At 42.1% G+C, this 23939-nt stretch carries 21 protein-coding genes, 1 tRNA gene and 1 pseudogene; 10 read left to right on the forward strand and 13 right to left on the reverse strand.

The annotated features are described in order from the left end of the window. Positions 1–104: 104 nt before the first annotated feature. The gene (miaB, locus tag LP107_RS01495; protein WP_112741758.1) at positions 105–1607 is read right to left on the reverse strand and encodes a tRNA (N6-isopentenyl adenosine(37)-C2)-methylthiotransferase MiaB; all 1503 of its coding nucleotides are present in this window, start codon (positions 1605–1607) and stop codon (positions 105–107) included. A 298-nt stretch (positions 1608–1905) separates the two neighbouring features. Between miaB and pstS the strand changes: the two genes are divergently transcribed. The 9 genes from pstS to LP107_RS01540 all read left to right on the forward strand — a co-directional run bounded on the left by pstS (position 1906) and on the right by LP107_RS01540 (position 11118). Next, positions 1906–3045 carry a phosphate ABC transporter substrate-binding protein PstS gene (gene pstS, locus LP107_RS01500; protein WP_078274497.1) on the forward strand — a complete coding sequence of 380 codons (1140 nt, stop codon included), beginning with the start codon at positions 1906–1908 and terminating at the stop codon, positions 3043–3045. A gap of 259 nt (positions 3046–3304) precedes the next feature. Then, positions 3305–4276 carry a phosphate ABC transporter permease subunit PstC gene (gene pstC / locus LP107_RS01505; RefSeq protein WP_078274496.1) on the forward strand — a complete coding sequence of 324 codons (972 nt, stop codon included), beginning with the start codon at positions 3305–3307 and terminating at the stop codon, positions 4274–4276. Positions 4277–4464: 188 nt separating this feature from the next. Then, positions 4465–5382 carry a phosphate ABC transporter permease PstA gene (gene pstA / locus LP107_RS01510; RefSeq protein WP_410173924.1) on the forward strand — a complete coding sequence of 306 codons (918 nt, stop codon included), beginning with the start codon at positions 4465–4467 and terminating at the stop codon, positions 5380–5382. 138 nt (positions 5383–5520) lie between these two features. Beyond that, on the forward strand, positions 5521–6396 hold the full coding sequence (gene pstB, locus LP107_RS01515; RefSeq protein ID WP_078274495.1) for a phosphate ABC transporter ATP-binding protein PstB: 876 nt from the start codon (positions 5521–5523) through the stop codon (positions 6394–6396). A 124-nt stretch (positions 6397–6520) separates the two neighbouring features. Continuing rightward, positions 6521–7192, forward strand: a complete 672-nt coding sequence (gene phoU, locus LP107_RS01520) for a phosphate signaling complex protein PhoU (protein WP_078274494.1) — start codon at positions 6521–6523, stop codon at positions 7190–7192. A gap of 109 nt (positions 7193–7301) precedes the next feature. Further along, complete coding sequence (gene phoB, locus LP107_RS01525; protein ID WP_078274493.1) at positions 7302–7982, forward strand: phosphate regulon transcriptional regulator PhoB; 681 nt, start codon at positions 7302–7304, stop codon at positions 7980–7982. Between the two features lie 54 nt (positions 7983–8036). Then, positions 8037–9263: an ATP-binding protein gene (locus LP107_RS01530; protein ID WP_228157753.1), complete on the forward strand. Its 1227-nt coding sequence runs from the start codon at positions 8037–8039 to the stop codon at positions 9261–9263. Between the two features lie 169 nt (positions 9264–9432). Continuing rightward, positions 9433–10920, forward strand: a complete 1488-nt coding sequence (locus LP107_RS01535; RefSeq protein ID WP_078274492.1) for a Ppx/GppA phosphatase family protein — start codon at positions 9433–9435, stop codon at positions 10918–10920. A gap of 122 nt (positions 10921–11042) precedes the next feature. Beyond that, positions 11043–11118: transfer RNA gene (locus tag LP107_RS01540), tRNA-Gly, on the forward strand. A 260-nt stretch (positions 11119–11378) separates the two neighbouring features. On the opposite strand, the gene LP107_RS01545 is transcribed toward LP107_RS01540, so the two are convergent. From LP107_RS01545 to LP107_RS01605, 12 genes and pseudogenes are all read right to left on the reverse strand, one after another. Next, positions 11379–11840, reverse strand: coding sequence for a hypothetical protein (locus tag LP107_RS01545; protein WP_078274491.1), 462 nt, complete (start codon positions 11838–11840; stop codon positions 11379–11381). A gap of 111 nt (positions 11841–11951) precedes the next feature. Further along, positions 11952–12713, reverse strand: a pseudogene (locus LP107_RS14575) (polymorphic toxin type 44 domain-containing protein). Positions 12714–12783: 70 nt separating this feature from the next. Continuing rightward, positions 12784–13212, reverse strand: coding sequence for a hypothetical protein (locus LP107_RS01560; protein ID WP_078274488.1), 429 nt, complete (start codon positions 13210–13212; stop codon positions 12784–12786). Positions 13213–13235: 23 nt separating this feature from the next. Beyond that, the gene (locus LP107_RS01565; RefSeq protein ID WP_078274487.1) at positions 13236–13664 is read right to left on the reverse strand and encodes a hypothetical protein; all 429 of its coding nucleotides are present in this window, start codon (positions 13662–13664) and stop codon (positions 13236–13238) included. A gap of 442 nt (positions 13665–14106) precedes the next feature. Further along, positions 14107–14898, reverse strand: coding sequence for a hypothetical protein (locus LP107_RS01570; RefSeq protein WP_078274485.1), 792 nt, complete (start codon positions 14896–14898; stop codon positions 14107–14109). Beyond that, positions 14898–15536 (reverse strand): hypothetical protein, encoded by a 639-nt coding sequence (locus LP107_RS01575; protein WP_078274484.1) that lies wholly within the window; start codon positions 15534–15536, stop codon positions 14898–14900. Before LP107_RS01575 ends, LP107_RS01570 begins: the two co-directional genes overlap by 1 nt. 24 nt (positions 15537–15560) lie before the next feature. Continuing rightward, complete coding sequence (locus tag LP107_RS01580) at positions 15561–16202, reverse strand: hypothetical protein (protein ID WP_078274483.1); 642 nt, start codon at positions 16200–16202, stop codon at positions 15561–15563. 8 nt (positions 16203–16210) lie between these two features. Beyond that, positions 16211–17185 carry a type VI secretion system baseplate subunit TssG gene (gene tssG / locus LP107_RS01585; protein ID WP_078274482.1) on the reverse strand — a complete coding sequence of 325 codons (975 nt, stop codon included), beginning with the start codon at positions 17183–17185 and terminating at the stop codon, positions 16211–16213. Between the two features lie 2 nt (positions 17186–17187). Then, positions 17188–19017, reverse strand: coding sequence for a type VI secretion system baseplate subunit TssF (gene tssF, locus LP107_RS01590; RefSeq protein ID WP_078274481.1), 1830 nt, complete (start codon positions 19015–19017; stop codon positions 17188–17190). A 16-nt stretch (positions 19018–19033) separates the two neighbouring features. Continuing rightward, positions 19034–19489: a type VI secretion system baseplate subunit TssE gene (locus LP107_RS01595; protein ID WP_078274480.1), complete on the reverse strand. Its 456-nt coding sequence runs from the start codon at positions 19487–19489 to the stop codon at positions 19034–19036. A 3-nt stretch (positions 19490–19492) separates the two neighbouring features. After that, complete coding sequence (locus tag LP107_RS01600) at positions 19493–20254, reverse strand: type VI secretion system accessory protein TagJ (RefSeq protein WP_078274479.1); 762 nt, start codon at positions 20252–20254, stop codon at positions 19493–19495. A gap of 76 nt (positions 20255–20330) precedes the next feature. Next, positions 20331–20816 carry an Hcp family type VI secretion system effector gene (locus LP107_RS01605; RefSeq protein ID WP_062500990.1) on the reverse strand — a complete coding sequence of 162 codons (486 nt, stop codon included), beginning with the start codon at positions 20814–20816 and terminating at the stop codon, positions 20331–20333. A gap of 297 nt (positions 20817–21113) precedes the next feature. Here LP107_RS01605 and LP107_RS01610 point away from each other — a divergent pair, with 297 nt between their 5' ends. Then, entirely contained in the window at positions 21114–23939 is a 2826-nt protein-coding gene (locus LP107_RS01610; protein WP_112741763.1) for a type VI secretion system Vgr family protein, read from the forward strand.

A 23939-nucleotide genomic window follows, 5' to 3' on the forward strand; every position in this document is an offset into this window, starting at 1 on the left:
TTATAAAAATGTCATCAATGGCAGGCACGCCCTAATACGCCTAAAAACTTAACATGATGTATTTGTCATAAATACACCAATCTTAGTATCTTATCTATTGTCCATTATCCTAATACCGCCATCATTTCACCTTCTACCAAATGCATACTAATCGCCTTATCAATGCGGACATTGACAAATTTACCCAGTAGCTCATCACCGCCACGAAAAATCACCGAACGGGTGTTGTCGGCTGTGCCGTGCAAATAGCCATCTTTGCGGTTGGCACGTTCTTCGACCAGCACTCGCACGGTCTGTCCGACCATCGCTCGGGTCTTGGCAAAGGTGGAATCCTTGATGACTTCCTGAAAAGTCGCCAATCGCTCTTTTTTGGTCTCAAAGCTGACATTGTCAGGCAAATCAGAGGCAGGCGTACCAGGGCGTTTTGAGTAGATAAAGCTGTATGAGTGGTCAAAATCTAGCTCTTTGGCAAGATTTAGCGTGTCGGCAAAGTCTTCATCGGTCTCATTAGGAAAGCCGATGATAAAGTCGCTGGATAAATGCAAATCAGGTCGAATGGCTTTTAGTTTGTTGATTTGATTGATATAAATGTCAATGGTGTGATTGCGTTTCATCGCTTGCAAAATGGCGTTAGAGCCAGATTGGACAGGCAAGTGTAAATGCGAGACGAGTTTGGGGATATGCCGATAAGCGTCAATGATGTCATCGGTGAACTCTAAGGGGTGGCTTGTGGTGTAGCGAATGCGTTCAATGCCGTCAATGTGGGCGACATAGTGCAAAAGTTCACTAAATCGGCAAATCGTGCCGTCATCTTTCTCGCCCCGATAGCCATTGACGTTTTGCCCTAATAGGTTAATTTCACGCACGCCTTGTTCGGCAAGTGCGTCAATCTCGGCAAGCACGTCATCGAGCGGACGAGACAGCTCTTCGCCACGAGTATAAGGCACGACACAAAACGAGCAGTATTTTGAACAGCCTTCCATGATAGAGACAAATGCCTTGTAGCCTTCGACCTTTGGCTCGGGCAAAAAGTCAAATTTCTCAATGCTAGGAAATGACACATCAACCACGCCAATGCGAGTTTTGCCGTTTTTGGCGGTGTTGGTATATCCTCCGTTCAACGCTTTGGCACGAGCGGTCTTGGCGGTTAGTTCATCATACATCTGGGGTAGGCGGTGCAAGGTCTGAGGGCCAAAAACCATGTCCACATAGGGGGCACGTTTTTGGATATTATCGCCTTCTTGGGACGCCACACAACCCCCCACGCCGATGACCAAATGGGGATTTTTATCTTTGAGTTTACGCCAACGACCCAGCTCGGAGAATACCTTTTCTTGGGCTTTTTCACGGATAGAGCAGGTGTTCATGATAAGCACGTCGGCTTCATTGATGTCATCGGTAACGATCATGCCATGAGAGTCGCCCAACACATCACCCATTTTTTGGCTGTCGTATTCGTTCATCTGACAGCCTTGGGTGGCGATAAAGACTTTTTTGGGGGCGGTTGGGTCTTTGGGTAATTGTTCTAAGTGAGACAAATCCAACTGCGATAGCGTGGGGGCGCGGGGTTTGGTGTCGGTTTTGGGATTAAAAGTAGCAACGGTCATGGTTTTCTCCAAGGGTTTGCCAAAGGGGGGATAAAGGGACTATTATAGCACATGGCAGTGGTATTTTGGAAAAATATGGCTTGCTCATTTGGCGGTTTATTCTTTTTTAAACTGTCAAAATGTTAAACTGTCAAATTGCTAATTTTACCCGTCCCATGCCCATCCCTTTTTACCCTGTCATAAAACTGTCATCAAACATTCACTAAGCTGTCATACAAACACGGCAAAATACGCACAGCGATTGTAAATTGCCATCTGCAAGCAGTCGCACCAATTTTCCCATTACATCGGAGTTTGTATGTCAGTTCAGTTATCTTTTACTCACAAACTGCTTGCTCTAAGCGTGGCAGGCGTATTTGCCCTAACAGGGTGCAATCAAAATACCCCCGCCGATGGCAAACCTGCCGAAACTGCCCTCGCTACCACCGCCCCCGCCCCAAGCACAGGCGAATTTGCTGAGCTAAAAATCACAGGGGTAGGGGCATCATTCCCACAGCCCATCTATGCCAAGTGGTCGGCTGATTTTAACTCTGCCACAGGCGGACAAGTCAATTACCAATCCATCGGCTCATCAGGCGGTATCAAGCAAATCAAAGAAAAAACCGTGGACTTTGGGGCATCGGACGCACCGCTTACCGTGGACGAGCTAAACGCTGACGCGCTGATTCAGTTCCCAACCGTGATTGGCGGTGTTGTGCCTGTCATCAATGTCGATGGCGTGAGTGCAGGGCAATTAAAGCTAGATGGCGACACGCTTGCCAAGATTTATCTGGGCAAAATCACCAAATGGAACGACCCTGCCATCACTGCCCTAAACGAAGGCGTAACCTTGCCTGACGCCAACATTACCACCGTGTTCCGCTCGGACGGCTCAGGCACGACCTTCAACTTCACCGACTATCTCACCAAAGTATCGCCCGACTGGGCAAGTGCAGTTGGCGTGGACAAAGCGGTCAAGTGGCCAACGTCCGCCACAGGTATGGGTGGTAAGGGCAATGACGGCGTGGCAAGCTACGTGGGGCGTGTCAAAAACTCCATCGGCTATGTGGAATACGCCTTTGCCAAACAAAACAACATGGCTCACGTCTCCTTAAAAAACGCCAAAGGCGAATTTGTCCAGCCATCGGCAGACAGCTTTGCAGCGGCAGGGGACATTGACTGGTCGGCAGAAGCAGGCTTTAACAAAGTGCTGACCAATTCGGACACGGCAGGGGCATGGCCGATTGCGGCGGCGACCTTTATCATCATCCACAAAAATCCCCAAAACCCCGAACAAGTCAAAGGCGTGCTTGAATTCTTTAATTGGGCGTATGCCAATGGCGATGACTCTGCCAAAGCCTTGGATTATGTGCCATTTAGCGACACGGCAGTCGGTCTATTTAAGGCAAGCTGGGCGGAAATCAGAGGGGCGGACGGTCAGCCGTTGTTTAATAAATAATGTGGATAAAAAATAAGGGCGGATATTTTCGCCCTTATGCCAAATTAAATTAGGTTAATTAAAAATATATAAATCGCAATTTAAAATAATTTGGAACTCATAATGTTTTAAATGATTAAAAACAAGTTAATATCACACAGGGCGAATGTGATTGCCTCTACAATTTTACAAAGTGATGTTAATAAAAATAGCCAATTTTCCAAATTATTTTGCATTACCATTTAAATAAATTTTAATTTAAAAATCAAAAAGGTCAATCATGACAACACACACCGCCCGTGCCGACAGCCTAAAAGGTCAATTAAACAAACAAAAAAAGCTAGACGCCATCTTTGTGCTTGCCACCAAATTTTTTGCCCTGCTTGTATTGTTGTCATTGGGTGGGATTTTGGCGTCTTTGGTGATTGGGGCGATTCCGAGTATGCAAGCCTTTGGACTAGGCTTTTATAGCAGTAGCGAATGGAATCCTGTGTCGGGCGAGTATGGGGCGTTGGCTCCGATTTATGGCACGCTTGTTACGTCATTTATCGCCATTTTGATTGCCGTGCCAGTGAGTTTTGGCATTGCGGTGTTTTTGACCGAGCTATGCCCAAAAATGCTCAAAAAACCCCTAAGCATCGCCATCGAGCTGTTGGCAGGCGTGCCGTCTATCATCTATGGGATGTGGGGCTTGTTTGTGTTTGCTCCGTGGTTTGGCGATAAGGTTCAGCCGTGGCTCATTCATCATTTGGGCGGATTGCCTGTGGTCGGCACGCTGTTTAATGGGGCTCCCATGGGCGTTGGGCTGTTTACCGCAAGCCTTGTCCTTGCCATCATGATTATTCCCTTTATCGCCGCCACCATGCGAGACGTGTTCGCTGTCGTACCTGACCTGCTAAAAGAATCCGCCTATGGCGTGGGGGCAACCACGTGGGAAGTTATGACCAAAATCGTTCTGCCCTACACCAAAGCAGGCGTGGTTGGCGGTGTGATTTTGGGGCTTGGGCGTGCGTTGGGCGAGACAATGGCGGTAACGTTTCTTATCGGCAACACCTTTAACATCACGCCCAGTATGTTTGCATCGGGGGTGTCCATCACGTCCGCCCTTGCCAATGAATTTGCCGAAGCGTCCAGCGAACTTCATTTATCATCGCTACTGCATTTAGGCTTAATCTTATTTGTCATCACCTTTATTGTTTTGTCAATTTCCAAAATTATGCTGATGAAAATTGATAAAAAGGCAGGGAAATAAGGTGATAAGATTAAAGGTAAGTTTTTAATTTTAAATAAATGTATTTTAAATAAAGTTGTAGGGGTGTGTTGCACACGCCCATTGCTAAGACTAATATGGTTGGGCGTGCAGAGTCAGCCTCTGCGGTGGTATATTTTGAAGTTAAACAAGGATACACCACCAACCCCAAAGGTTAAAAGAAGGTTATCATGGCCACACTCACGCACGAAAAGCCAACTGCCCCAACGCCCAAATTCCATGAGCGGATGAATGGCACGTTGTACCAAAAACGCAAATTCAAAAACGCCCTTGGCATCGGCTTTACCATGTCAGCGATGGTGTTTGGGCTGTTTTGGCTTGTTTGGATTTTGATTACGCTGTTTTCTCGTGGGGCGACAGGCTTTATGGAATTGCCCATTTTTACCGCCAACACCCCGCCCCCTGCCACCGTGGGCGGTCTCAAAAACGCCATTGTTGGATCGGCAATGCTTGTCTTTTCGGGGCTGTTTATCGGCACGCCTGTGGGACTCATGGCAGGGATTTATTTGGCGGAGTTTGCCGATAATGATGGCAAATTTGGGCGGACGCTTGGCGGTGTTACTCGTTTTTTAAATGACATTTTGCTGTCCGCTCCGAGTATCGTCATCAGTCTGTTTGTCTATGCTCTGATGGTTTCGGGCGGTCGGGGTTTTTCGGGTTGGGCAGGGGCGACCGCTTTGGCTCTTATCGTCATTCCTGTGGTCGTGCGTACCACCGAGAATATGCTCGCCCTTGTGCCAAATGCCCTACGAGAATCCGCCTACGCCCTAGGCACGCCCAAATATAAGCTCGTGGGACACGTTACCCTAAAATCCGCCAAAGCAGGCGTGATTACAGGCGTACTGCTTGCCTTTGCCCGTATCACAGGCGAGACCGCTCCGCTCTTATTTACCGCTTTGAATAACTTGTATTTTAGTATGGACATGAGTCAGACGATTGCCAATTTGCCAAATACGATTTATCAATTTTCTATGAATCCTGATATTACTTGGAATAAATTGGCGTGGTCGGCGGCACTCTTGATTACCCTTGCTGTCTTATCATTAAATGTCTTGGCAAGATTTATTGGCGGTAAGAAATATAAATAAGCGATTAAATAGGCATTGCAAAATTAAATGTATTTTGTCATTAAATAAATAAGGGCAAATATAATTTGCTCTTGTAAAATATAGCAAATGTTAGGTTGTTTTTTTAAAATTTTTTAATTGCCAATTAGGAAAAATCCCATGTCAGTATTATTAGAAAAACCCACCCAAACCCACACTTCATTTACCAATCATCAGGCAGATTTTATGACCCTAAACACCCCCATTGTAGATAACCATATTCGCCAAACCGACAAAGTCATTGTGCCAAAAATGGCGGTGCGTGAATTGGACTTTTATTATGGCGATTTTAAAGCCCTAAAAGGCATCAATTTAGACATTGCCGACAAAAAAGTAACGGCTTTCATTGGTCCCTCAGGCTGTGGCAAATCCACCTTGCTTCGCACGTTTAATAGAATGTATGATTTGTATCAAGGCATGAGAGCAGACGGGCAGATTATCCTAGATGGCGAGAATATTTTGGACAAATCGGTGGACGTAAACTTGCTCCGTGCCAGAGTGGGCATGGTGTTCCAAAAGCCCACGCCTTTTCCGATGTCCATTTATGACAATGTCGCCTTTGGGGTGAAACTCTACGAGAAGCTCTCAAAATCGGAGATGGACGACAGGGTAGAGTGGGCATTAAAAAAGTCCGCCCTATGGAATGAAGTCAAGGACAAGCTAAAAGCGTCAGGGCTGTCCTTATCAGGCGGACAACAGCAACGCCTATGTATCGCCCGTGCCGTGGCAACTCGCCCCGAAGTCCTGCTACTTGATGAGCCAACGTCTGCCCTTGACCCGATTAGCACAGGGGCGATTGAAGATTTGATTGATGATTTAAAAGAAGATTATACCATTGCCATTGTTACGCACAATATGCAACAAGCGGCACGCTGTTCTGATTATACCGCTTATATGTATTTGGGCGATATGATTGAAATGGGTGAGACCAAAGAGATATTTACCAATCCCAAACAAAAAGCCACCGAAGATTATATTACAGGGCGGTATGGTTGATTTGTTTTTATTTAAATACTGATTATAAAAATTTAACTTTAAAAAATGATTTTTGTTAAATGATTTTTTTAAAAAAAATACAATTAACAATGCCGATAATTTTTAATTAAAATTTGGAAAAATAATGGAAAAACACACTTCAAAATCCTACGACCACGAATTAACCTTTGCCAAAGAGTTGCTCCTAACGATGGGTAATTTGGCAATCAGTAATGTCGGTAAAGCCATCAAAGCCTTATCCGATGGCGACAAAGAGCTGGCACGGACGGTCATCGAGTCGGATAAGACAATCAATGACTATGAAAGACAGCTTGATGATAAGGTGGTAAAACTTGTTGCCATGCGTCAGCCCACGGCGGTGGATTTGCGGTATATCATGAGCATGAGTAAGGCGGTGATTGACCTTGAACGGATTGGCGATGAAGCGGTAAAAATCGCTCGCATTGCCCTATATGACACGCCCATTCATGCCAACATCCACACCCTTGCCGACAATGTGCGTATGATGACGCTGGACGCTCTAGAAGCCTTTAATAATCACGATAGCCGTTTTGCTTTTGATGTCATGCAGATGGACGAGCTTGTCGATAGCGAGTATGGCGAGCTTTTAGCAGGGTTGCAGGACAAAGATGAGATAAAGTCGTCCGAGATTATGCACACGCTGTGGGTGTTACGAGCATTGGAGCGGGTGGGCGACCATGCCCGTAATGTGGCGGAGCTTGTCATCTATACCAGTAGCGGTACGGACATTCGCCATAGTGAGATGAGTGTGGTGCGTGATGTTGTGGGGGAGTAGGGTGGTTGCAAATAGTTACCCACTTTTGTGATGTTTTGTGTTATTGTTATAGTATTGTTACTTTTTGGCAATGCCCTGTATGGGCTGCTGTGTAAATTAAGGATAACCCATGCCTACCATTTTAATCGTTGAAGACGAACCTGCCATTAACGAGCTGATTGCCACGACGTTACAGATGGCGGATTTTGAGACGGTGTCGGCGTATGATGTCAAGACAGCTCATCGTCAGATTGTGGACGCTTGCCCTGATTTGATGATATTGGATTGGATGTTGCCCCAAGGCACATCGGGGGTGGATTTTTGTCGCTTGCTCAAAAAAGACAGCAGTACCGATGACATTCCCATCATCATGCTGACCGCCAAAGGCGAAGAAGACAACAAAGTACTGGGGCTAGACGCTGGGGCGGATGATTACATGACCAAGCCATTTAGCACCAAAGAGCTGGTTAGCCGTGTCAAAGCGGTGTTACGCCGTAGTATGCCAACCGATAAAGTGCTAAGCGTGGGCGAGCTGTGCCTTGATGACAAAAGTCAGCGTGTCTCGGTCGCTGAGTCGCCTGTGGTGGTCAGTAGCACTGAGTATAAGCTGTTAAAATTTTTCATGACCCATCCTGAGCGAGTGTACAGTCGCAGTCAGATATTAGACCATGTGTGGGGTGGTAATGTGTACATTGATGAGCGTACCATTGACGTGCATATCCGCCGTTTGCGTAAAGTGCTTGCCCCGCATGGCGTGGATGGGCTGATTCAGACAGTGCGTGGGACGGGTTATCGGTTTTCTAATCAATGATTAATAAAAATATTTGAAAATTCAAAATGATATAACAAAAGCAAGGCAAGTTTCATGTTGGACGATAAAGGGCTTGATAAGAAAGGGCTTGATAAGACAGACACGACGGCAGATGTTGTCGGTCAGTCATCGGCTGTCAATGCAAAGGCTGTCAATGCAAAGTTGGGTACAGCCCCTGGTTTATCCGATGATTTTTATCAGATATTAGAATCGTCCGATGACATGCTGATGATATTAGACGAGCATGAACAGATAGTGTGGCATAACTCATCGGCACTGTTTATCTTGACCGCTTATGTGGATAAGCCCATCATCGGTGCTAAGGTGTCATCGCTGATTTTAAATCATGAATTTTTGGAAAAATTCCCTGATATTTTTCACGCCATTTATCAATCTGTCAAACTGACCAATATCGCCAAACCTGCCGAGCCTACCGCCAAATCCGCCAAACAAGCCTTTGAGTTTTTTGGGCAGATTTACTGTGGCGAAATTTATAAGGTTACGCTCGCAAGGATTAATAACGCCCATAACCACGTGCTTTTGACCGTCGCCAATCACACCTACATTCATCATCTAGAACAAATGCGAACCGACTTCGTGGGCAACGTGTCGCACGAAATTCGAACGCCTTTGACGGTGCTGATGGGTTATATTGAGACATTCTCAAGCGCCTCAAGCCTAGAACCCAAATGGCAACGGGGCTTTGCCTTGATGAGTGAGCAAGCACGGCGAATGAATAACTTAGTCAATGACCTGCTCATGTTGTCACGACTAGAACATGACGACAGCGAGCAACAAGTGACGGTGGACATGCCCCGACTGCTCATGCAGGTCTTTGATGATGCCCGTGCGACCAACAAAGAGTTCGGGCATTTGTTAGACATACACTTAGACACCGAACGTCATGTGTTAGGCATTGAGAAATATTTATACAGTGCCATTTTAAATCTCGTCATCAACGCCATGAAATACACGCCCACAGACAGCACCGAGACAGGCAGGCAGGGCGAGATTAGCATTTTGTGGGAAGAGACATTAGATGGTGGACTGCTGAGTATTGCCGATAATGGCATTGGCATTGAAGAGACGCATTTGGCACGCCTGACCGAGCGGTTTTATCGGGTGGATAGTGGGCGTTCTCGTGCCACGGGTGGGACGGGGCTTGGGCTTGCCATTGTCAAGCATGTTCTGCACAAACATGGGGCGAGCTTGCATATTGATTCGGTGCTGGGTCAAGGCTCTACCTTTAAAATCCTATTTCCCAAAGAGCGGTTGGTTTGATGATTTTAAAAATTGGGCGTGATAATGATTTTGGGGTTTTTAAAAATATGTTAAAAATGGGCGTACAGATATTGATAACACCAAATTTTAAAATCCTTCTAAACCTTTTAAAATCAATCTGACAATTTTATCACTTTTATCCACTTAGCCACACAGCCAAAGGACAGTTATGTCAAGTATCATCGATGATGAACTCTTATGTGCCATTGATTTGGGGTCAAACAGCTTTCACATGGCAATCGCCTATGTCAAAGATGGCGAGCTAAAAAAAATTGCGTCCATGTCCGAAAAAGTCCAATTGGGGGCAGGGCTAGATGAGCAAGGTCATCTAAGTGCCGACGCCCAAGAGCGTGGTCTGGCCTGCTTGTCTCGCTTTATGGGTCGCTTAGATAACGTGGCAGGCGAGCGTTTGCGTGTGGTTGCGACCAATACCCTAAGACAGGCGACCAACAGCGATGAGTTTATTGCCAAGGCAAATCAGATTTTGCCTTGCCCGATTGAAGTCATCTCAGGGCGTGAAGAAGCTCGCCTTATCTATCTGGGCGTGGCGAACACAAACCCTAGTGATGAGCTTCGGTTTGTCATTGACATCGGCGGTGGTTCAACTGAGCTTATCATCGGACAGGGCGGGCAGTCGCTCCTGACCGAGTCGGCACAGATGGGGGCGGTGAGCTTTACGCAGAAGTTTTTTAAAGATGGTGTGATAAATGATGAAGCCTTTGGGTATGCCATGCGTTCTGCCAAAAAAGAGATGGCTCAGCACATCAAGCGTTATCAGAAAATGGGTTTTGAGCGAGTGATTGGTTCATCAGGGACGATTAAGGCGGTGCTTGGGGCGTTGACGGGGCTTGGGCTTATCAAGCATGGGCTGATTACCAAAGGGGCGGTATTGGCTCTAAAACAGCATTTGATGGATGCTCGGCATATTGAGCATATTGATTTACAAGGGGTTAAGGCTCACCGTAAGGCGATTTTCCCTGCTGGTGTGGCGATACTTCTGGCAGTGATGGAAGCCTTTGGGGTCAAGGCGATGAGCTACTCTGATGGGGCTCTTCGGGAAGGGGTTATGTATGACATGCTCTCACGTTTTGACAGTAATGACGCCCGTGATGGTGGGGTGATGAAGCTCATTGATAAGTTTAATGTGGACAAAAAACAAGCCAAACGGGTCGCCAAGACCGCCCGTCTGCTTTTTGATGTCGCCCAAGAGCCACTGGGGTTAAACCAAAACGACCATGACCTGCTCAGACGCTCGTCACTGTTGCATGAGATTGGCATGAGTATCGGGCATAGTAGTTATCATCGCCACAGTGCGTATATCTTGGAGTTTGGCGAGATAGCAGGCTTTTCGCAGATGGAGCAGACCAGACTGGCAGGCATGGTGCGTTACCATCGCCGAAAAATCACCGCAAACGACCATAAGGCGTTGATGAGTATCAGCACCGACAGAATGACCAAGCTGGCACTGCTACTGCGTTTGGCGGTGGCGATTAACCACACTCGCACCGACATCCAAAAATCCGACATCAAATTCACCCTGCACAGTCCGACACACTGGGTACTGGACATGCAAAAAGAGAGGCTATTCACGGGGCTTGTTGATGAGATTGATAACTTTCTGTCGTGGGGCGTGACTTTGGATGTGCTAAGTCGTTGATTTGTTTTTAAAAATTTATAACGGCTAAAATTTTTTGAATTTTTTTTAAAAATTTTTAAAAAAGTGCTTGACGTCTGCCAAAAATCCTATATAATACGCACCCATACAGCAAACGCTGACACGCGGGAATAGCTCAGTTGGTAGAGCACAACCTTGCCAAGGTTGGGGTCGCGAGTTCGAATCTCGTTTCCCGCTCCAAATTTTAAAAAGTCCAAATCGAAAGGTTTGGGCTTTTTTGTTGTTTAAGACTTAAGGAATATAGGGGAGTGAATTTTGATTGAAGATGGTTATTACAGAGTTGCTCAGTTTGTCTATATGAGCTATGGCTGTTTTGTATTAGAGTTCTTGCGAAATTCAAAAATTTTGGCTTTCAAACCTTGATTTTATTTGATTTAGAATTTTGACAAGCTCAATAAAATCGTAATTTCGCAAGAGGTCTATTATACTAAATATCACACCTAAATATCATAAAGATTAAAATTCTCATAGTTATACATCGGCTTTTTACAAAACCGCTTATAGGTTGGTGTTACCACAGTTCTGTCAGAATAAACTTCTATTTTAAAAGAGCAGGAGGGTTTTTGATGATTTTCTATTGGTTTTGTAGAAAAATTTACATGAAAACGTTCATAAATATTATTGTTAGTTAAATCTTTTCCGCCATATCTTGTTTCAATAGAAACGTAAACCTGATTTTGTTCATGGTGATACTTTGGATTTAAGAAAGATTTTGATTTTCCACTCCTTTGTATGTCATAATAATATTTAAAACTTTTATATTCATCCTCATCTTCAAAATCAAAACTATATTCATTTTTATGTTTGTATTGAAAATTTGAGAAAGAAATTTGTTTGCCTGTTTTATTGTGTATTTCAACTGTATCGTAAAAAAATATAGATAATTGTACGTATAAATACATTGTTATGATGCAAAAAATAAAAAAAAGAAGTTTTTTTATATTTCTTTATCAATTTGACTAAATTTAATTTTTTCATTTTTTAATCCTATTTGGATTGCTTGGATTGTTGCACTAATGGATTTGTTTTGAGTTTGGTGGTTGGTTTTGTGGTGTGTTGTCTAAAATATACAATATGTTTTCAGGGGTTAATTTGCCAGCAAATTTACCACGTTTTTTATAAAGCTCAAAGCCAATTTTCATTGCAGTATTGTCATCTAGGGTATCTGCTCTTGGCAATATTCTTTCTTTGAATGCAGATATAATATCACTCCCAGCTTGTTGCACCCAAGATCCTGACAGTAAGGCCTGCTCGGAAAACCCAACACTAAGCCCAACATAGCCATAATGGATATTTGATCATACATCATAGAAATAATCGTAATTCTTATATTTATGGTAATGACTTTCAGAGGGTGTACCTTTTTGAGTTGGTCTATGTACAGTAATTTTGCTATTTTTGTTAAGCCTATCATCCTGTACGAGTTGCCACTTATGATCCCAAGGCTTATTCGTATCAACCATGTCATACCATAATTTAAGCGATATTATGGGGTTTCTTTGGGTTTCTGGGTTACGAATGGGTTGTTCGAATTCAAATGGGTCTTTAATTTTGCCAATTCTCTCATTTGACTTATCAAACTCTCTTTGTAATTCTGCTCCTATCTCTCCGGTATTATGATAACGAATTTTTTGAGCAACCAAGGATTTTACGTTTCTCTTAATCTCACCGACAATGTATTTCGCCATTTCTATCGCTCCATCTTGATTGTGAGGACAGATTGCTGTTTGTTGTGATTGGGATTTTGTACATTGGTGGTGGTTTTGTATTTGCATTCATAAATACGGTTTTTTATTCATGGTGTCAAAAGTTTAACATCACTTGTATGTTAAATAACTTTAGGTATTAATCAGGAACATCACAACCCCCAGATTGTAAATAGTTATCAGAAAAATAATTAAAATACTCACAATAGACAGTTTCATTAATATGGGGGTTAAATGGATAAAATCTAACATCAAAAATAATAAAGTCTCCATTGTATAAAACCACAAGAAAACAAAGAGAAAAAAGTATTATTTTAAATCTTTTTAATAACAACAACTTTACTTTTTTATTTAAAATCAACAATAAATAAACGACAGGAGTTAAAACCATCAGATTTAACAAAAATCCAAGATAATAAAATTCAAAAAAATTCACTATGGACTTGGAGCACCAACTCCAAATAAAAGTGTATATAGATTCTCCAAAAATGACACTAACCCAATAAAAATTGGTAATAATCCAAGCAGCTATAAGAATGGCGTGTGATAAAATTTTAATATTAATCATCAATTCTAAATCCTTATACTTTTTTAATCAGGAACATCACAACCACCAGACTTCATATAATCGTCAAAGAAGTAATTAAAATATTCACAATAGACAGTTTCATCAAGATGGATATTAAATGGATAAAACCTAACATTAAAAATAATAAAATCAAGATTTGATAACATGACACAAAATAAAAACAAAAATAACATTAACTTTTGTTTTTTTAATAAAAATAATTTTACTTTTTTATTTAAAATCAACAATAAATAAATAAAAGGAGTTAAAACCATAAGGTTTAACAAAAATCCAAGATAATAAAAATCAAAAACATTCACTATGGACTTGGAGCACCAACTCCAAATAAAAGTATAAATAGACGAACCATCAAGTACACTCACCCAATAAAAATTGGTAATAATCCAAATGGATATAAGAATGGCGTGTAATAAAATTTTAATATTAATCATCAATTCTAAATCCTTGTATTTCTAATTGGGAACATCACAACCCCCAGATTGTAAATAGTTATCGGAGTAAAAAGCAAAATACTCACAATAGACAGTTTCATTAGGATGGGTATTGAATGGATAAAGTCTAGTATCAAACAGCAAAAAATCAAAAGTATTTAAAAATACCAAAAACAAAGATATAAAAAATATGATTTTAAATCTTTTTAATAACAATAACTTTGCTTTTTTATTTAAAATCAATAGTAAATAAATAAAAGGAGTTAAAACCATCAGATTTAACAAAAATCCAAGATAATAAAATTCAAAAAAATTAGATATTGATTTAGAGCACCAAACCCAAATAAATTCATATACAGAACGAGTATGAAGTACACTAACCCAATAAAAACTGGTAATAATCCAAATGGACATAAGAATGGCGTGTGATAAAATTTTAATATTAATCATCAATTCTAAATCCTATACCAGATGTTTGGGTATTGTCTTTATGAAGAGCCGCTCTAACTTTCCATTTTTTATTTAAATATAAAAACACAGAATCACTACCATCACAAGCAAAGGCATGAATACAGCCCTCACCTTCAAATAAGTCTCTAAATGCATAATAACTCATTTTTGCGGTTTTATCTTCCTCTAAAAATATCACCACATGACCGTTGGACTTAATGCCAAAACCAACTTTGCCTGAATTTTTGGACAAAGTATTTAATTGCCGAAACTTCTTGGAACTTCTTTGTAACAGATATCTTTTATGTTCTGGTTTGGGTTCTCCATATGATACAACATCTTTTAAATCACTTTTGGTATACACATTTTTCTCTCCATAAAGTAGCTTGTTGACAATCAAAGGACATAATCCTCCTACCCCCGTATGATACTGTGTTGTTGGGTCTCCTTCTTTTACTATCCATTGATAATCAAGGGTTTGGGAGATGCTCCAAAGACCAGGTGAGGGCAAACCATAAATACTATCGTCAGCCAAGATAGATAAACCTTCGTTCAAATCTGGACCAATAAAGTCCATACCAAGATTTATCTTGTACCATTGCCCATTAATGCACACATCAAAATCTCCCATCTTTTCTGAAGATGCTCGGTGAACCGTGCTACTAAAAGGGTCAGGTAAATATATGCCATATTGCACAATGGGTGTCATTCTAACCTTTTTTCCTTTTAAAATCACTTTATGTACACCCGTCTCTTTAAAAAATACATAGTCAATTTTGCTCATCAGACAGAATCCTTAAAATTTAATTGAGACTCAGAAATCTTTTGATAAAATTCTGCAAATTCTGACTGTTTCCACTTTAAGGTATGAATATGCTCCAAAACAATCAAATATCTATTTAACCCATTCATAAGTATCACATTGGCATTATCCTGACCAAATCTTGTGACATAGTCTTTCTTTAATTGATTTAGATTCTCAAATTGCTGGGATAACGAATGCGAAGTATCAGCCATACTTCCAACAATCGTTAACTCATTTTCAATCTGATAATCAATACCATCTATAGTTATTGTCTTTGAGCTTGCAATATTCGTTGGTGGTATGTAATAAATTTTATTATCAAGTGACAGCCAAAATTCTTGGATTTTAATGTTGTCAATAAATAATTCCCCGCATTCAGAAAATCCACCCTGTTTTTCAATACAACCCAAAATACCTAAACTGGCTGTTAGTTGGTTTGGTGTCAATTTTACTTTTTCCAGTTCTGATAAATTGGGTTTTAATAAGATGTTTGGTAGTCTAAATGACACTTTTTCTCCACTCATCATCACCTTCTCATTGCTCTTGACTTGGAAGGTTTTTGGGGTGGTGATGAAGATGCCGTGTTCGTTGATGAGTAGTTTAGAGCCTGCTACCATAGATGGTCTCCTTTGGGATTTAACTTAGTAGGTGTTTGGAATGTGTTCAAAATAATAGCCAGTAGATGCACCAAAGTATACATGAAAATCCATACTGCTGTCACCAAGAGCGTGGGTTTTTTTGAAAATAGGTTTAATGAGTCTTAGGTAATGCGATATGCAAGACAACTCATCAACAAACTCCTTGACAGGCTTTATGCTTTTTTGGAGCTGTTGTAATTCTAGGAGTATGTTTGTTGGGTCTGCGTGTTTGGCACTGAGTATGCTTATGCTGTTATCCTCGAATCTCTCTATGCTATCGGTGTGTATGCTATATAGTCTAGGTCCTGTGTCTAGCAGTAATGAGCAGTATATTGTGGTTAGCTGAATTTGCTCCACCAATGCTGGAGGGTTTTTAAAATGTGCCAAATAAACATCACTAACCTTGGCAAGCTGTCGTCTTAACTCATGAAGCTCCTGGTTGCTTGCTATGGTATCAAAGACCATGTCTGACAGTTGGCTAATGCCATTGGCGGTACGGACATTTTGATGGCTGTCCAGTGTTAGTTTAGGCAGTCGCTTGTGAGGATGTGGCTTTATACGACCGTCATCAGTGATGTAGAAACTTGATGTGTCACTGACGACCACGATGCTGTCTTTGGCTTGTATGGCGATGATAAAAGTCATAGTACGCCCTAATCAATATCTATGATGACATGGGGGTTTTCTTTGGGTTGCCCCAGCCAACTGTTACGCCCTAGTGGGTGCGAAGTGTCTAGGCGACTGGGGCGGATGTCGTCTTTATCGACAATGATTTTGATGTCAAATTGATAGCTGTGTTTGGTGTATCGGACGACCCATCTGATGAGTTTATCAAATAGATGCCCTCCTTTTAAAAAGTCCAAATATTTGGCAGTGCTCACAGGCCCGATGATGACTCGAAATTTTTGAGTGGCATCAAAATAATGTGTACCAATCAAAAGTCCTGAACCTAAAGGTTCTAAAAGTTGAGAGGAAAGGGTGGTGGTGTGTGCTTCGGCAGGAATCCATTCGCCAACATTTTCTTCTATCTGTATGGGTGTGTCAAAGTAGCCACTGAGTATCTCGATGAGGTTGTGTGTGGGCATATTTTGATTGAGTAATAAGCTAGAATAGTAAAACTGGCTGTATTTTAACAGTCCCTCCATGCCTTCATCAGCCAAAGGCTGGTTGCCAACAAAGCCAGCGATGTGCTCACTAAATAGAGGGTTGCTCTTGTTATCAAGCATGACCGCAGGTTCTGAGCTAAGCCACGCTTTATAAAATAGGCTGATTAGACGATGATGAAAGATGTCTAAAAAATCATTAAAGGTATGATCTTTTTCGTGTAAATTCTTCTCATAAATCGCCTCGGATAGGTGCAAGGGTAGGGCACCGTTTGTCCCTAGCATGCCAAAGCCTTTTATCTTGACTTTGAGAAATTTACCCTGTGAGATGATTTGGTGTACTTGTCGCTCCTGAAATGATAGTTTGGCAAGCTGTCCAAATCGCACATTGTGCTCTGTTAGTTGCACTTCGTCTCCGATGTTTTTGGTGAGATTGGCATGCAGATGTAAATATCTAAGTAGAGCAAACAGTTGCATGTCATCGGTGTTTAAAGGGATTGCTTGAACTGAGATATCAGATGACATGACTACTCCAAAGAACTCAATGTGGCAATAATTTCACTTTTTTTATTGCGTAATGTTAGTTTGGTAAAATGATTGATGGGTGAATACCCTTTTAGATGACTGAGCAAAACACAGCCCCAAATATAAGGATGGGCATGACTCATGACTGCCTCATCTATGATGATTTCAAAATGTAAGCCATTTAAGGGGATGAGCTTGCGATTGCGTTTGTGGCTTTCGTGAGTTTTGCAGGCTGTAATGCTAATGATTGCATCAATCTGTGCTTTAAAAGATTGATTTTTTGACATTTCATGAATGGTCAGCAGACTGTCTTTGATATGGTTGGTTAGTGATTCTACATTATTCAAATCATCAATGATGAAATTAGAGGCGATTAGATTCATCAGTCGCCACTGGGCGACAGTGTGAGAGGGTGAGTCCAGAGGTTCGGTGAAACGACACTGCCTGACGATTTTGGTGATCTTGAATCGGTCATCGAGCTGCAAATCTTCATCAAGCGTCCAGCTGATGTCTCTGACCAGACTTCGGTTGCTACACCAAGCCTCAACCGATAGTTGATTTAGGTCGTGCTGAGTGATGTGCTGATATTGATTGGTTATGGTAACATAGCATTCATTACCCTTGTAGGAGTTGTTCGTAGAGGCTAGTTGGTTTGAGCGATAGGTGTCAGTATAAAAGCCAACATCTTGGGTGTTCTCCAAGGTGTGATAACCATCAACTTTGTAGATGGGTTCAAAAGATTTTATTTTGGTATTGACTGAATTAAATCCTTCTATGGATTTGATGGAGATGATTTCAAAATCTTTGGCTCTGATTTTGTCCATGACGATGTGTTGTTCGTTGGTATTTTGGTCAATGACAAAACGTGTTTTTTTGATAAAATGATTGCTAATAATCATGCTGTTTAGGTCTAGACAATCATGAGTGAGATATTTTTCAATATTATCAGAAAAGTCACTTAAACCAAACGATAAAGTAAATTCCACCATGTCGTCAGAGGAGGTTTTTTTATGTCGTTTTAGGCAATCTGTTATGATAGCCTGTAAATCGTTTATGGTAAAGAACAAGGTCTTTTCAGGCAGTATGCTATATTCCACCACATCTTTTAAATGGCTGATTTTTCTATCATTGGATATGTCAAGATTAAAATCCATGCCAGTAAGCTTAATTTTGGGGGAGTAGATGTTTTTATGGTCTTTTTGACTGACACTAAGGGAAGTGGCTTTGGTTGATAGGTGATATAATAGCTCTGTGGCGGTATAATGGTCGGTATTTTTGATGTAAAAATGAATACAAGAAAAGTCAATATCCTTAATGGATAGTGTTTTTGGAAAGCTAAAAATGATGTCTAATTTGGCTTTTTGGCATTCTTGGGAGAGGTAATTGTTTTTAAAGGTCTTGATGTAATTGACTTTTTGTATGTGAAAAGGAGTGATTTGTAGCGGATGACAGGTAGAAAAATTGCAGGTAGCTGTATTCTTTTTTTTGGCATGCGTGAATACGGAGCTCTGAGCAGGAATGATAAAGGGGGTGTTCTCATTGGTGTAACAAGAGACGATGGCACAGCTGGGTATGACCTTATTAAAACTTGGTTGGATGACTTGAAAGATGTGTTCTAGAAACTTGGGGTATTGCTCATCGATTTTTAGATTGATGCGAGCAGTTAAGAAGCTCACTGCTTCAATCAATCTTTCAACATAAGGGTCTTCTATCTCTGGTGCTAATAATCCAAGATGTCCAGCCACAGCAGGATGCTCTTTGGCAAATTCTTTACTGGCTTCACGAAAATTTTTTAGTTCTTGATGGTATTTTTCCAAAAAGTTGCGGTTCATGACATGCTCCTAGATATTATGTTGGGTTAAAACTGCCTGTTTCTAAGTCTAGTTTGGTGGTTAAGACAAATCGCTCGGGATGTGGGCTTGAGCGTATTAGCCCTGTGATTTGTATGCTTACTTGATTGTGTAGGATGTCATCGGCGTGCTTTGTTAGGCATTTTACCTCCAAGCTCTCTGGCAGTATCCGACTTTCAAAGGCTCTGATGGATGCGGTGATGTTGCTCTCTACATCAAGCCAGTTAATCTCTGAGGCTCTTTTACCTGATAAGGGGTGTATGCCATAATTCATGACACAGTGATAGGTTTCGTTTTGGCTAAAATAAGCGTGGTTGTCTGTGTAGTAACTTGCGGTATTTAATAAAGAGAGCAAATCCCGAATCACAAACTCTCTTAACTGACTGTGAGAGATGCTAGCACCAGAGGTGTGCTGCATGAGCCTGTCATAGATACTTGCGGTATTGTTTGCCATGAGTTACCCTCTTGTGATGACATCAATATCAAGCAGGGGGATATCCACATCGCCTGATGTCAATGTCTTTTGACCGTTTGCCCATGATAATTTAGACATTTGTTCCCATTGGGTGCGTTTGTTTTGTTTGATGTCTTCTGATACCTCGGTTAAAATAGGATATCTAGCAGGTATAAAGGCTGAGATTTCCTGTTGGTTTTGCAGGGTTATTTTGGCACGTCGCCACAAAATATCTGTTAGTACTTCGTGTCGCCAAAAATGAATGGATTGGATGTTGTTGGTGGGTAGCCAGTAGTAATGAGCATCCACAAATATCTCAAAGACACTAGACAATCTAAAATCACTGTCAATCCATGAATCTTGATAGTTCTGTTCGTCATATGTGGTGATGGTTGCCCAAAAGTCGCACTCATCAATGAGCTGGCCGAAAATATCAATCATATTATCGTTACTGTCATAGAAGGCTTGTAATAACAGGTTCTGATTGCCATGAAAAGCTGTATCGGGGTAAGCAAGTGGTGCTTTGGTGTTTTTAAACACTACGTCTCGCTGTATCTCGCAAAGAATATTTTGTTTAAGTAGGGATTTGACGTGTGGGTCGTTATGAATTTTTAGAAAATTATCGGTGGTGCTCAAGGCTTTTTGCCAATCCGCTTCTAGGCAATAACATTGAATGAGTGCCAGTCTGGCATTTAGGTTCATGGGGTCTTTTTTAAGCTGGCTAATGAGTGTCTCTATATGGTGTGCGATGTGATTAATAATCATAAAACGACCTATACTGATATAAAAACACAACCTAATACTAATATAAGGTTGTGTTTTAAAAAGGTGAAATGGCTGATTAGCCGATGGCTTTGTTTTGTTTGATGTCGTAACCCATTTGAGTTTCGGCACCACGACCGCCACGCTCGGTTTGTTCCCAGTATTGGTTTTTGATTTTGACGGCTTGGAATGAGTAATTCACATAAAGAACTTCATTGTCCTTGGAACCGACGAACTCAACGCCAGTTACCATGACGTCTTCTAGTGTGATTCTAGAGTACTCAATCTGTTCGCCACCTGCCTTGCAAACTGAGATTTCCACTTTAGGGATGTGCCGACCAATGGCACTGTGTTTGAGAACGGTAGGAGCTGCCTTATCAATAGCGGCTGTTACTTTTAGGTCTTGGAAATTAACCTTACCCGCACCACCACCACCACCTGTGGTTAGAGTGGCAGGCTGACTGGCACCCCATGTAAAGTTATGAACATCAATCCAATCCTTGTGTCCTGCATCCTTGGATTCGCCATTCACGCCATCGATTTTTAAGAAAATATCTATAGCCATAATGTGCACCTTTATAAAAAAATGTGAGGTTATTAACTCATCAATGGGAGATACACTACTTTATAAATAATATCGTATCTCATTTAAATGAGTTCATGTGATTATAGCGAAAACAAAATAAACAATCAAGCAAATTTTTTCACCCCCTTGACCCCTCCCACCCCCCATGCTAAAATCCAATCACTCCTAAATCATTCTCATTAACCCTGCATGCCTGTTCAACACAGCCCAGAAATATATACCACATACCACACACACATCACACACATGACATCTTGCCCATAAGGAGATACCCCCATGAACCATCGTGCTCATCTACACTCTGTTTATCTGCCCAAAAGTGTATCTGGCACTCCTTATCTATGGTTCGACAGCTTACAAGGGGTAGAGAGTATCAACGGACTGTTTGAATACAAACTCATCGTCAAAGCCAAAGACGAACATGGCAACCCTGCCCATGGTATAGAGGGACTAGAAGGTTATGTCAGTTTTGAAGCTTATCATGGCAGTATCATCCACCCCAAAGAGGCTACCCCCCACCAAGACACCATCTCCTACCAAAGCGTCGCCTCTCACTTAGACCTAACCGCCCTCATCGGCACGCCCTTAGGCATATCCCTTGACTTAAATGACAAACACCCCATCGATGATAGGACCATCACAGGACAAGTCACAAGACATGGCATCATCACCGGCTGTGCCAAACTCACCACACACAACAGGCATGCCGTCTATGAACTCACCTTATCTCCATGGACTTACCTACTCACCAAAACAAATAACTATCACATCCACCAACACAAATCCATCCCACAAATCATCGAAGAGGTGTTATCCTGCTACCCTTATCCTTGGCAGTTTGAACTCACCCATGACTATCCTAAACAAGACTACCAAACCCAATATGACGAATCAGACCACGCATTCATCACTCGCCTTATGAGTGAGCATGGCATCAGCTTTTACTTTGAACACACCAAAGACAATCACACCCTAATCATCACCGACCATGTCAGTCACCTAAAAAGACACGCCAATCCCTTTTATGACACCCTAACACTCAACCTGCCCAATCAGCGTATGCCAGCGTATGCTGAATACCTAGAACACTTTACCCCCAAAAGCAGACTGACCTGTGCCCAAAGTCTCTTATCTGATTATCAGTTTAAAGCCCCTAATGAACCCCTAATGGCTCATGATACCATAAAAGGGGTGCAAACTGACACACACAAACCACATCAAGCACTCATCCATCACCTACAACGCTATGAATGGCATCAAGGCAGACGAGCAGGGGGTGATGAGCTAGCCACAAAAAACGAACAGCTCACCGCCGCTTATCGGCATCAAAGCCTAAGTGCCACCGCACATGGCAGACTAAAGGGCATACAGGTTGCCCACTTATTTACCCTAACAGGTCACCCTCATCAAAGCATGAATACCGACTGGGTCGTCTACGCCTTACAGATGAGCATCAAACCCATCGATGAAGACAACAACACCCATCAGTACTACACCGCTGATACAAGCTTTACTGCATACCCTGCCACACATCCGCTTGTACCCACAACCCCCTGCCCAAGACCCCCTGCCCGCACCCAAACCGCCACTGTCGTCGCCCAAGAAGGTGAAGAGATACACACCGACCAATACGGTCGCATCAAAGTTAAGTTCCACTGGGACAAACCCACACTCGCCCAAAGACACCTTGTAGACAATCGCACCGGTGATGACAAAGATGACCTAAGTCAGATAAACACCTGCTATCTTCGTGTTGCCAGTACCTGGGCAGGAGATCACTATGGGCACATTGCACTGCCCAGAGCAGGCCAAGAGGTCATCATTGACTTCTTTGGAGGCAATCCTGACATGCCCTATGTGGCAGGCTCTTTGACCAATCCAAACAACATGCCTCTATACACCCTCCCTCATGAAAAAGTCCTCTCTGGCATCCGCTCCAAAGAGTATGGGGGAGACAAATCCAACCAACTCATCATGGATGACACTAAAGACAAACTCCAAACCCACCTAAAATCCGACCACCTACACACCGAGATTAACCTAGGACACATCAGACGTCTTACCACCCCCCAAGGACGAGGTGAATACCGAGGCGAGGGCTTTGAGGTAAGAACTGATGGACATGGGGTGATAAGAGCAGATAAAGGCATGGTGATTACCACGCATGGGAGGCAGGGGGCGGTGGGGCATGTGAAGGATGTGGGGGAGTCTTCTGAATCTTTAATGGTTTCTCATCAAATTCATAAGTCTTTTTTAAAACTCTCGGCATCTCATGATGTTAATGAATCATCATTAGACATTGACGTGGAAGAATCATTTAAGCAGGACTTAGATGACCTTATGGGCAACGACATCATCAAGGACGAGTTGCACGAAAGTGAGTTGGACGACGAAGACAATAGTCAAATACACCCTGAGCTATCCTCTGCCCAGTTGCTGTTATCATCAAAAGACAGTACCATACTATCATCACAAAACAACATTAATATCGCAAGCCAAAAAAATACCACATTAACCACACAAGGAACATTGAGCATTGCCAGTGCAAAAAACTTATTGACAAACATTGCACAGGGGTTAAGGGTGTTGGTACAAAACTTAGGTATAAAGCTATTTACTGCTCGTGGTAAAATTCAAATTCAAGCCCAAAGCGATGATATAGAAATCATTGCAGAGCAAGTACTAAAATTAATCAGTGCCAAAAACAACATTGAGATTGTCGCTGATAAAGAAATCATCTTAACTTCCAATGGCAGTTATATCAAGATAGATAAAGAGGGGGTGGAGATAGGCTCTCCAAAGCCTGTAAAGGTGTACGCACCAGAGCATTGGGTGTTGGGAGCAAAAGAAATTTCTTACAAATTCAACGGCTCCCCCATCGTCGGCACCTTTGATGAAAAATTTGTGCTAAAATCGGAGTCAGGAGAAATCCTCAAAAATGTTCCTTATGTTATTACCAACAAAGTCACAGGTGAGCAGATTCGTGGCACAACAGACGATGAGGGCGGTACAGTTAGGGTTTGGACAGAAAGTGAAGAGGAGGTGGAAATGGGGGTGGATTTTGTTAGGGTTTTCTCAAAATCATCAAAAGATAAGGAGTAA

Origin of the sequence: Moraxella bovis (assembly GCF_025985205.1) — a bacterium.
GTDB classification, from domain to species: Bacteria; Pseudomonadota; Gammaproteobacteria; order Pseudomonadales; family Moraxellaceae; genus Moraxella; species Moraxella bovis.

Coding starts and splice junctions, on each gene's coding strand:
- pstS (WP_078274497.1), top strand. CDS start 1,906: ATGTCAGTTCAGTTATCTTTTACTCACAAACTGCTTGCTCTAAGCGTG.
- LP107_RS01575 (WP_078274484.1), bottom strand. CDS start 15,536: ATGGTAGCAGGCTCTAAACTACTCATCAACGAACACGGCATCTTCATC.
- tssG (WP_078274482.1), bottom strand. CDS start 17,185: ATGTCATCTGATATCTCAGTTCAAGCAATCCCTTTAAACACCGATGAC.
- LP107_RS01605 (WP_062500990.1), bottom strand. CDS start 20,816: ATGGCTATAGATATTTTCTTAAAAATCGATGGCGTGAATGGCGAATCC.
- pstB (WP_078274495.1), top strand. CDS start 5,521: ATGTCAGTATTATTAGAAAAACCCACCCAAACCCACACTTCATTTACC.
- miaB (WP_112741758.1), bottom strand. CDS start 1,607: ATGACCGTTGCTACTTTTAATCCCAAAACCGACACCAAACCCCGCGCC.
- LP107_RS01610 (WP_112741763.1), top strand. CDS start 21,114: ATGAACCATCGTGCTCATCTACACTCTGTTTATCTGCCCAAAAGTGTA.
- LP107_RS01560 (WP_078274488.1), bottom strand. CDS start 13,212: ATGATTAATATTAAAATTTTATCACACGCCATTCTTATAGCTGCTTGG.
- LP107_RS01595 (WP_078274480.1), bottom strand. CDS start 19,489: ATGGCAAACAATACCGCAAGTATCTATGACAGGCTCATGCAGCACACC.
- LP107_RS01535 (WP_078274492.1), top strand. CDS start 9,433: ATGTCAAGTATCATCGATGATGAACTCTTATGTGCCATTGATTTGGGG.
- LP107_RS01580 (WP_078274483.1), bottom strand. CDS start 16,202: ATGACTTTTATCATCGCCATACAAGCCAAAGACAGCATCGTGGTCGTC.
- phoB (WP_078274493.1), top strand. CDS start 7,302: ATGCCTACCATTTTAATCGTTGAAGACGAACCTGCCATTAACGAGCTG.
- tssF (WP_078274481.1), bottom strand. CDS start 19,017: ATGAACCGCAACTTTTTGGAAAAATACCATCAAGAACTAAAAAATTTT.
- pstC (WP_078274496.1), top strand. CDS start 3,305: ATGACAACACACACCGCCCGTGCCGACAGCCTAAAAGGTCAATTAAAC.
- LP107_RS01530 (WP_228157753.1), top strand. CDS start 8,037: ATGTTGGACGATAAAGGGCTTGATAAGAAAGGGCTTGATAAGACAGAC.
- LP107_RS01565 (WP_078274487.1), bottom strand. CDS start 13,664: ATGATTAATATTAAAATTTTATTACACGCCATTCTTATATCCATTTGG.
- LP107_RS01600 (WP_078274479.1), bottom strand. CDS start 20,254: ATGATTATTAATCACATCGCACACCATATAGAGACACTCATTAGCCAG.
- LP107_RS01545 (WP_078274491.1), bottom strand. CDS start 11,840: ATGTATTTATACGTACAATTATCTATATTTTTTTACGATACAGTTGAA.
- phoU (WP_078274494.1), top strand. CDS start 6,521: ATGGAAAAACACACTTCAAAATCCTACGACCACGAATTAACCTTTGCC.
- pstA (WP_410173924.1), top strand. CDS start 4,465: ATGGCCACACTCACGCACGAAAAGCCAACTGCCCCAACGCCCAAATTC.
- LP107_RS01570 (WP_078274485.1), bottom strand. CDS start 14,898: ATGAGCAAAATTGACTATGTATTTTTTAAAGAGACGGGTGTACATAAA.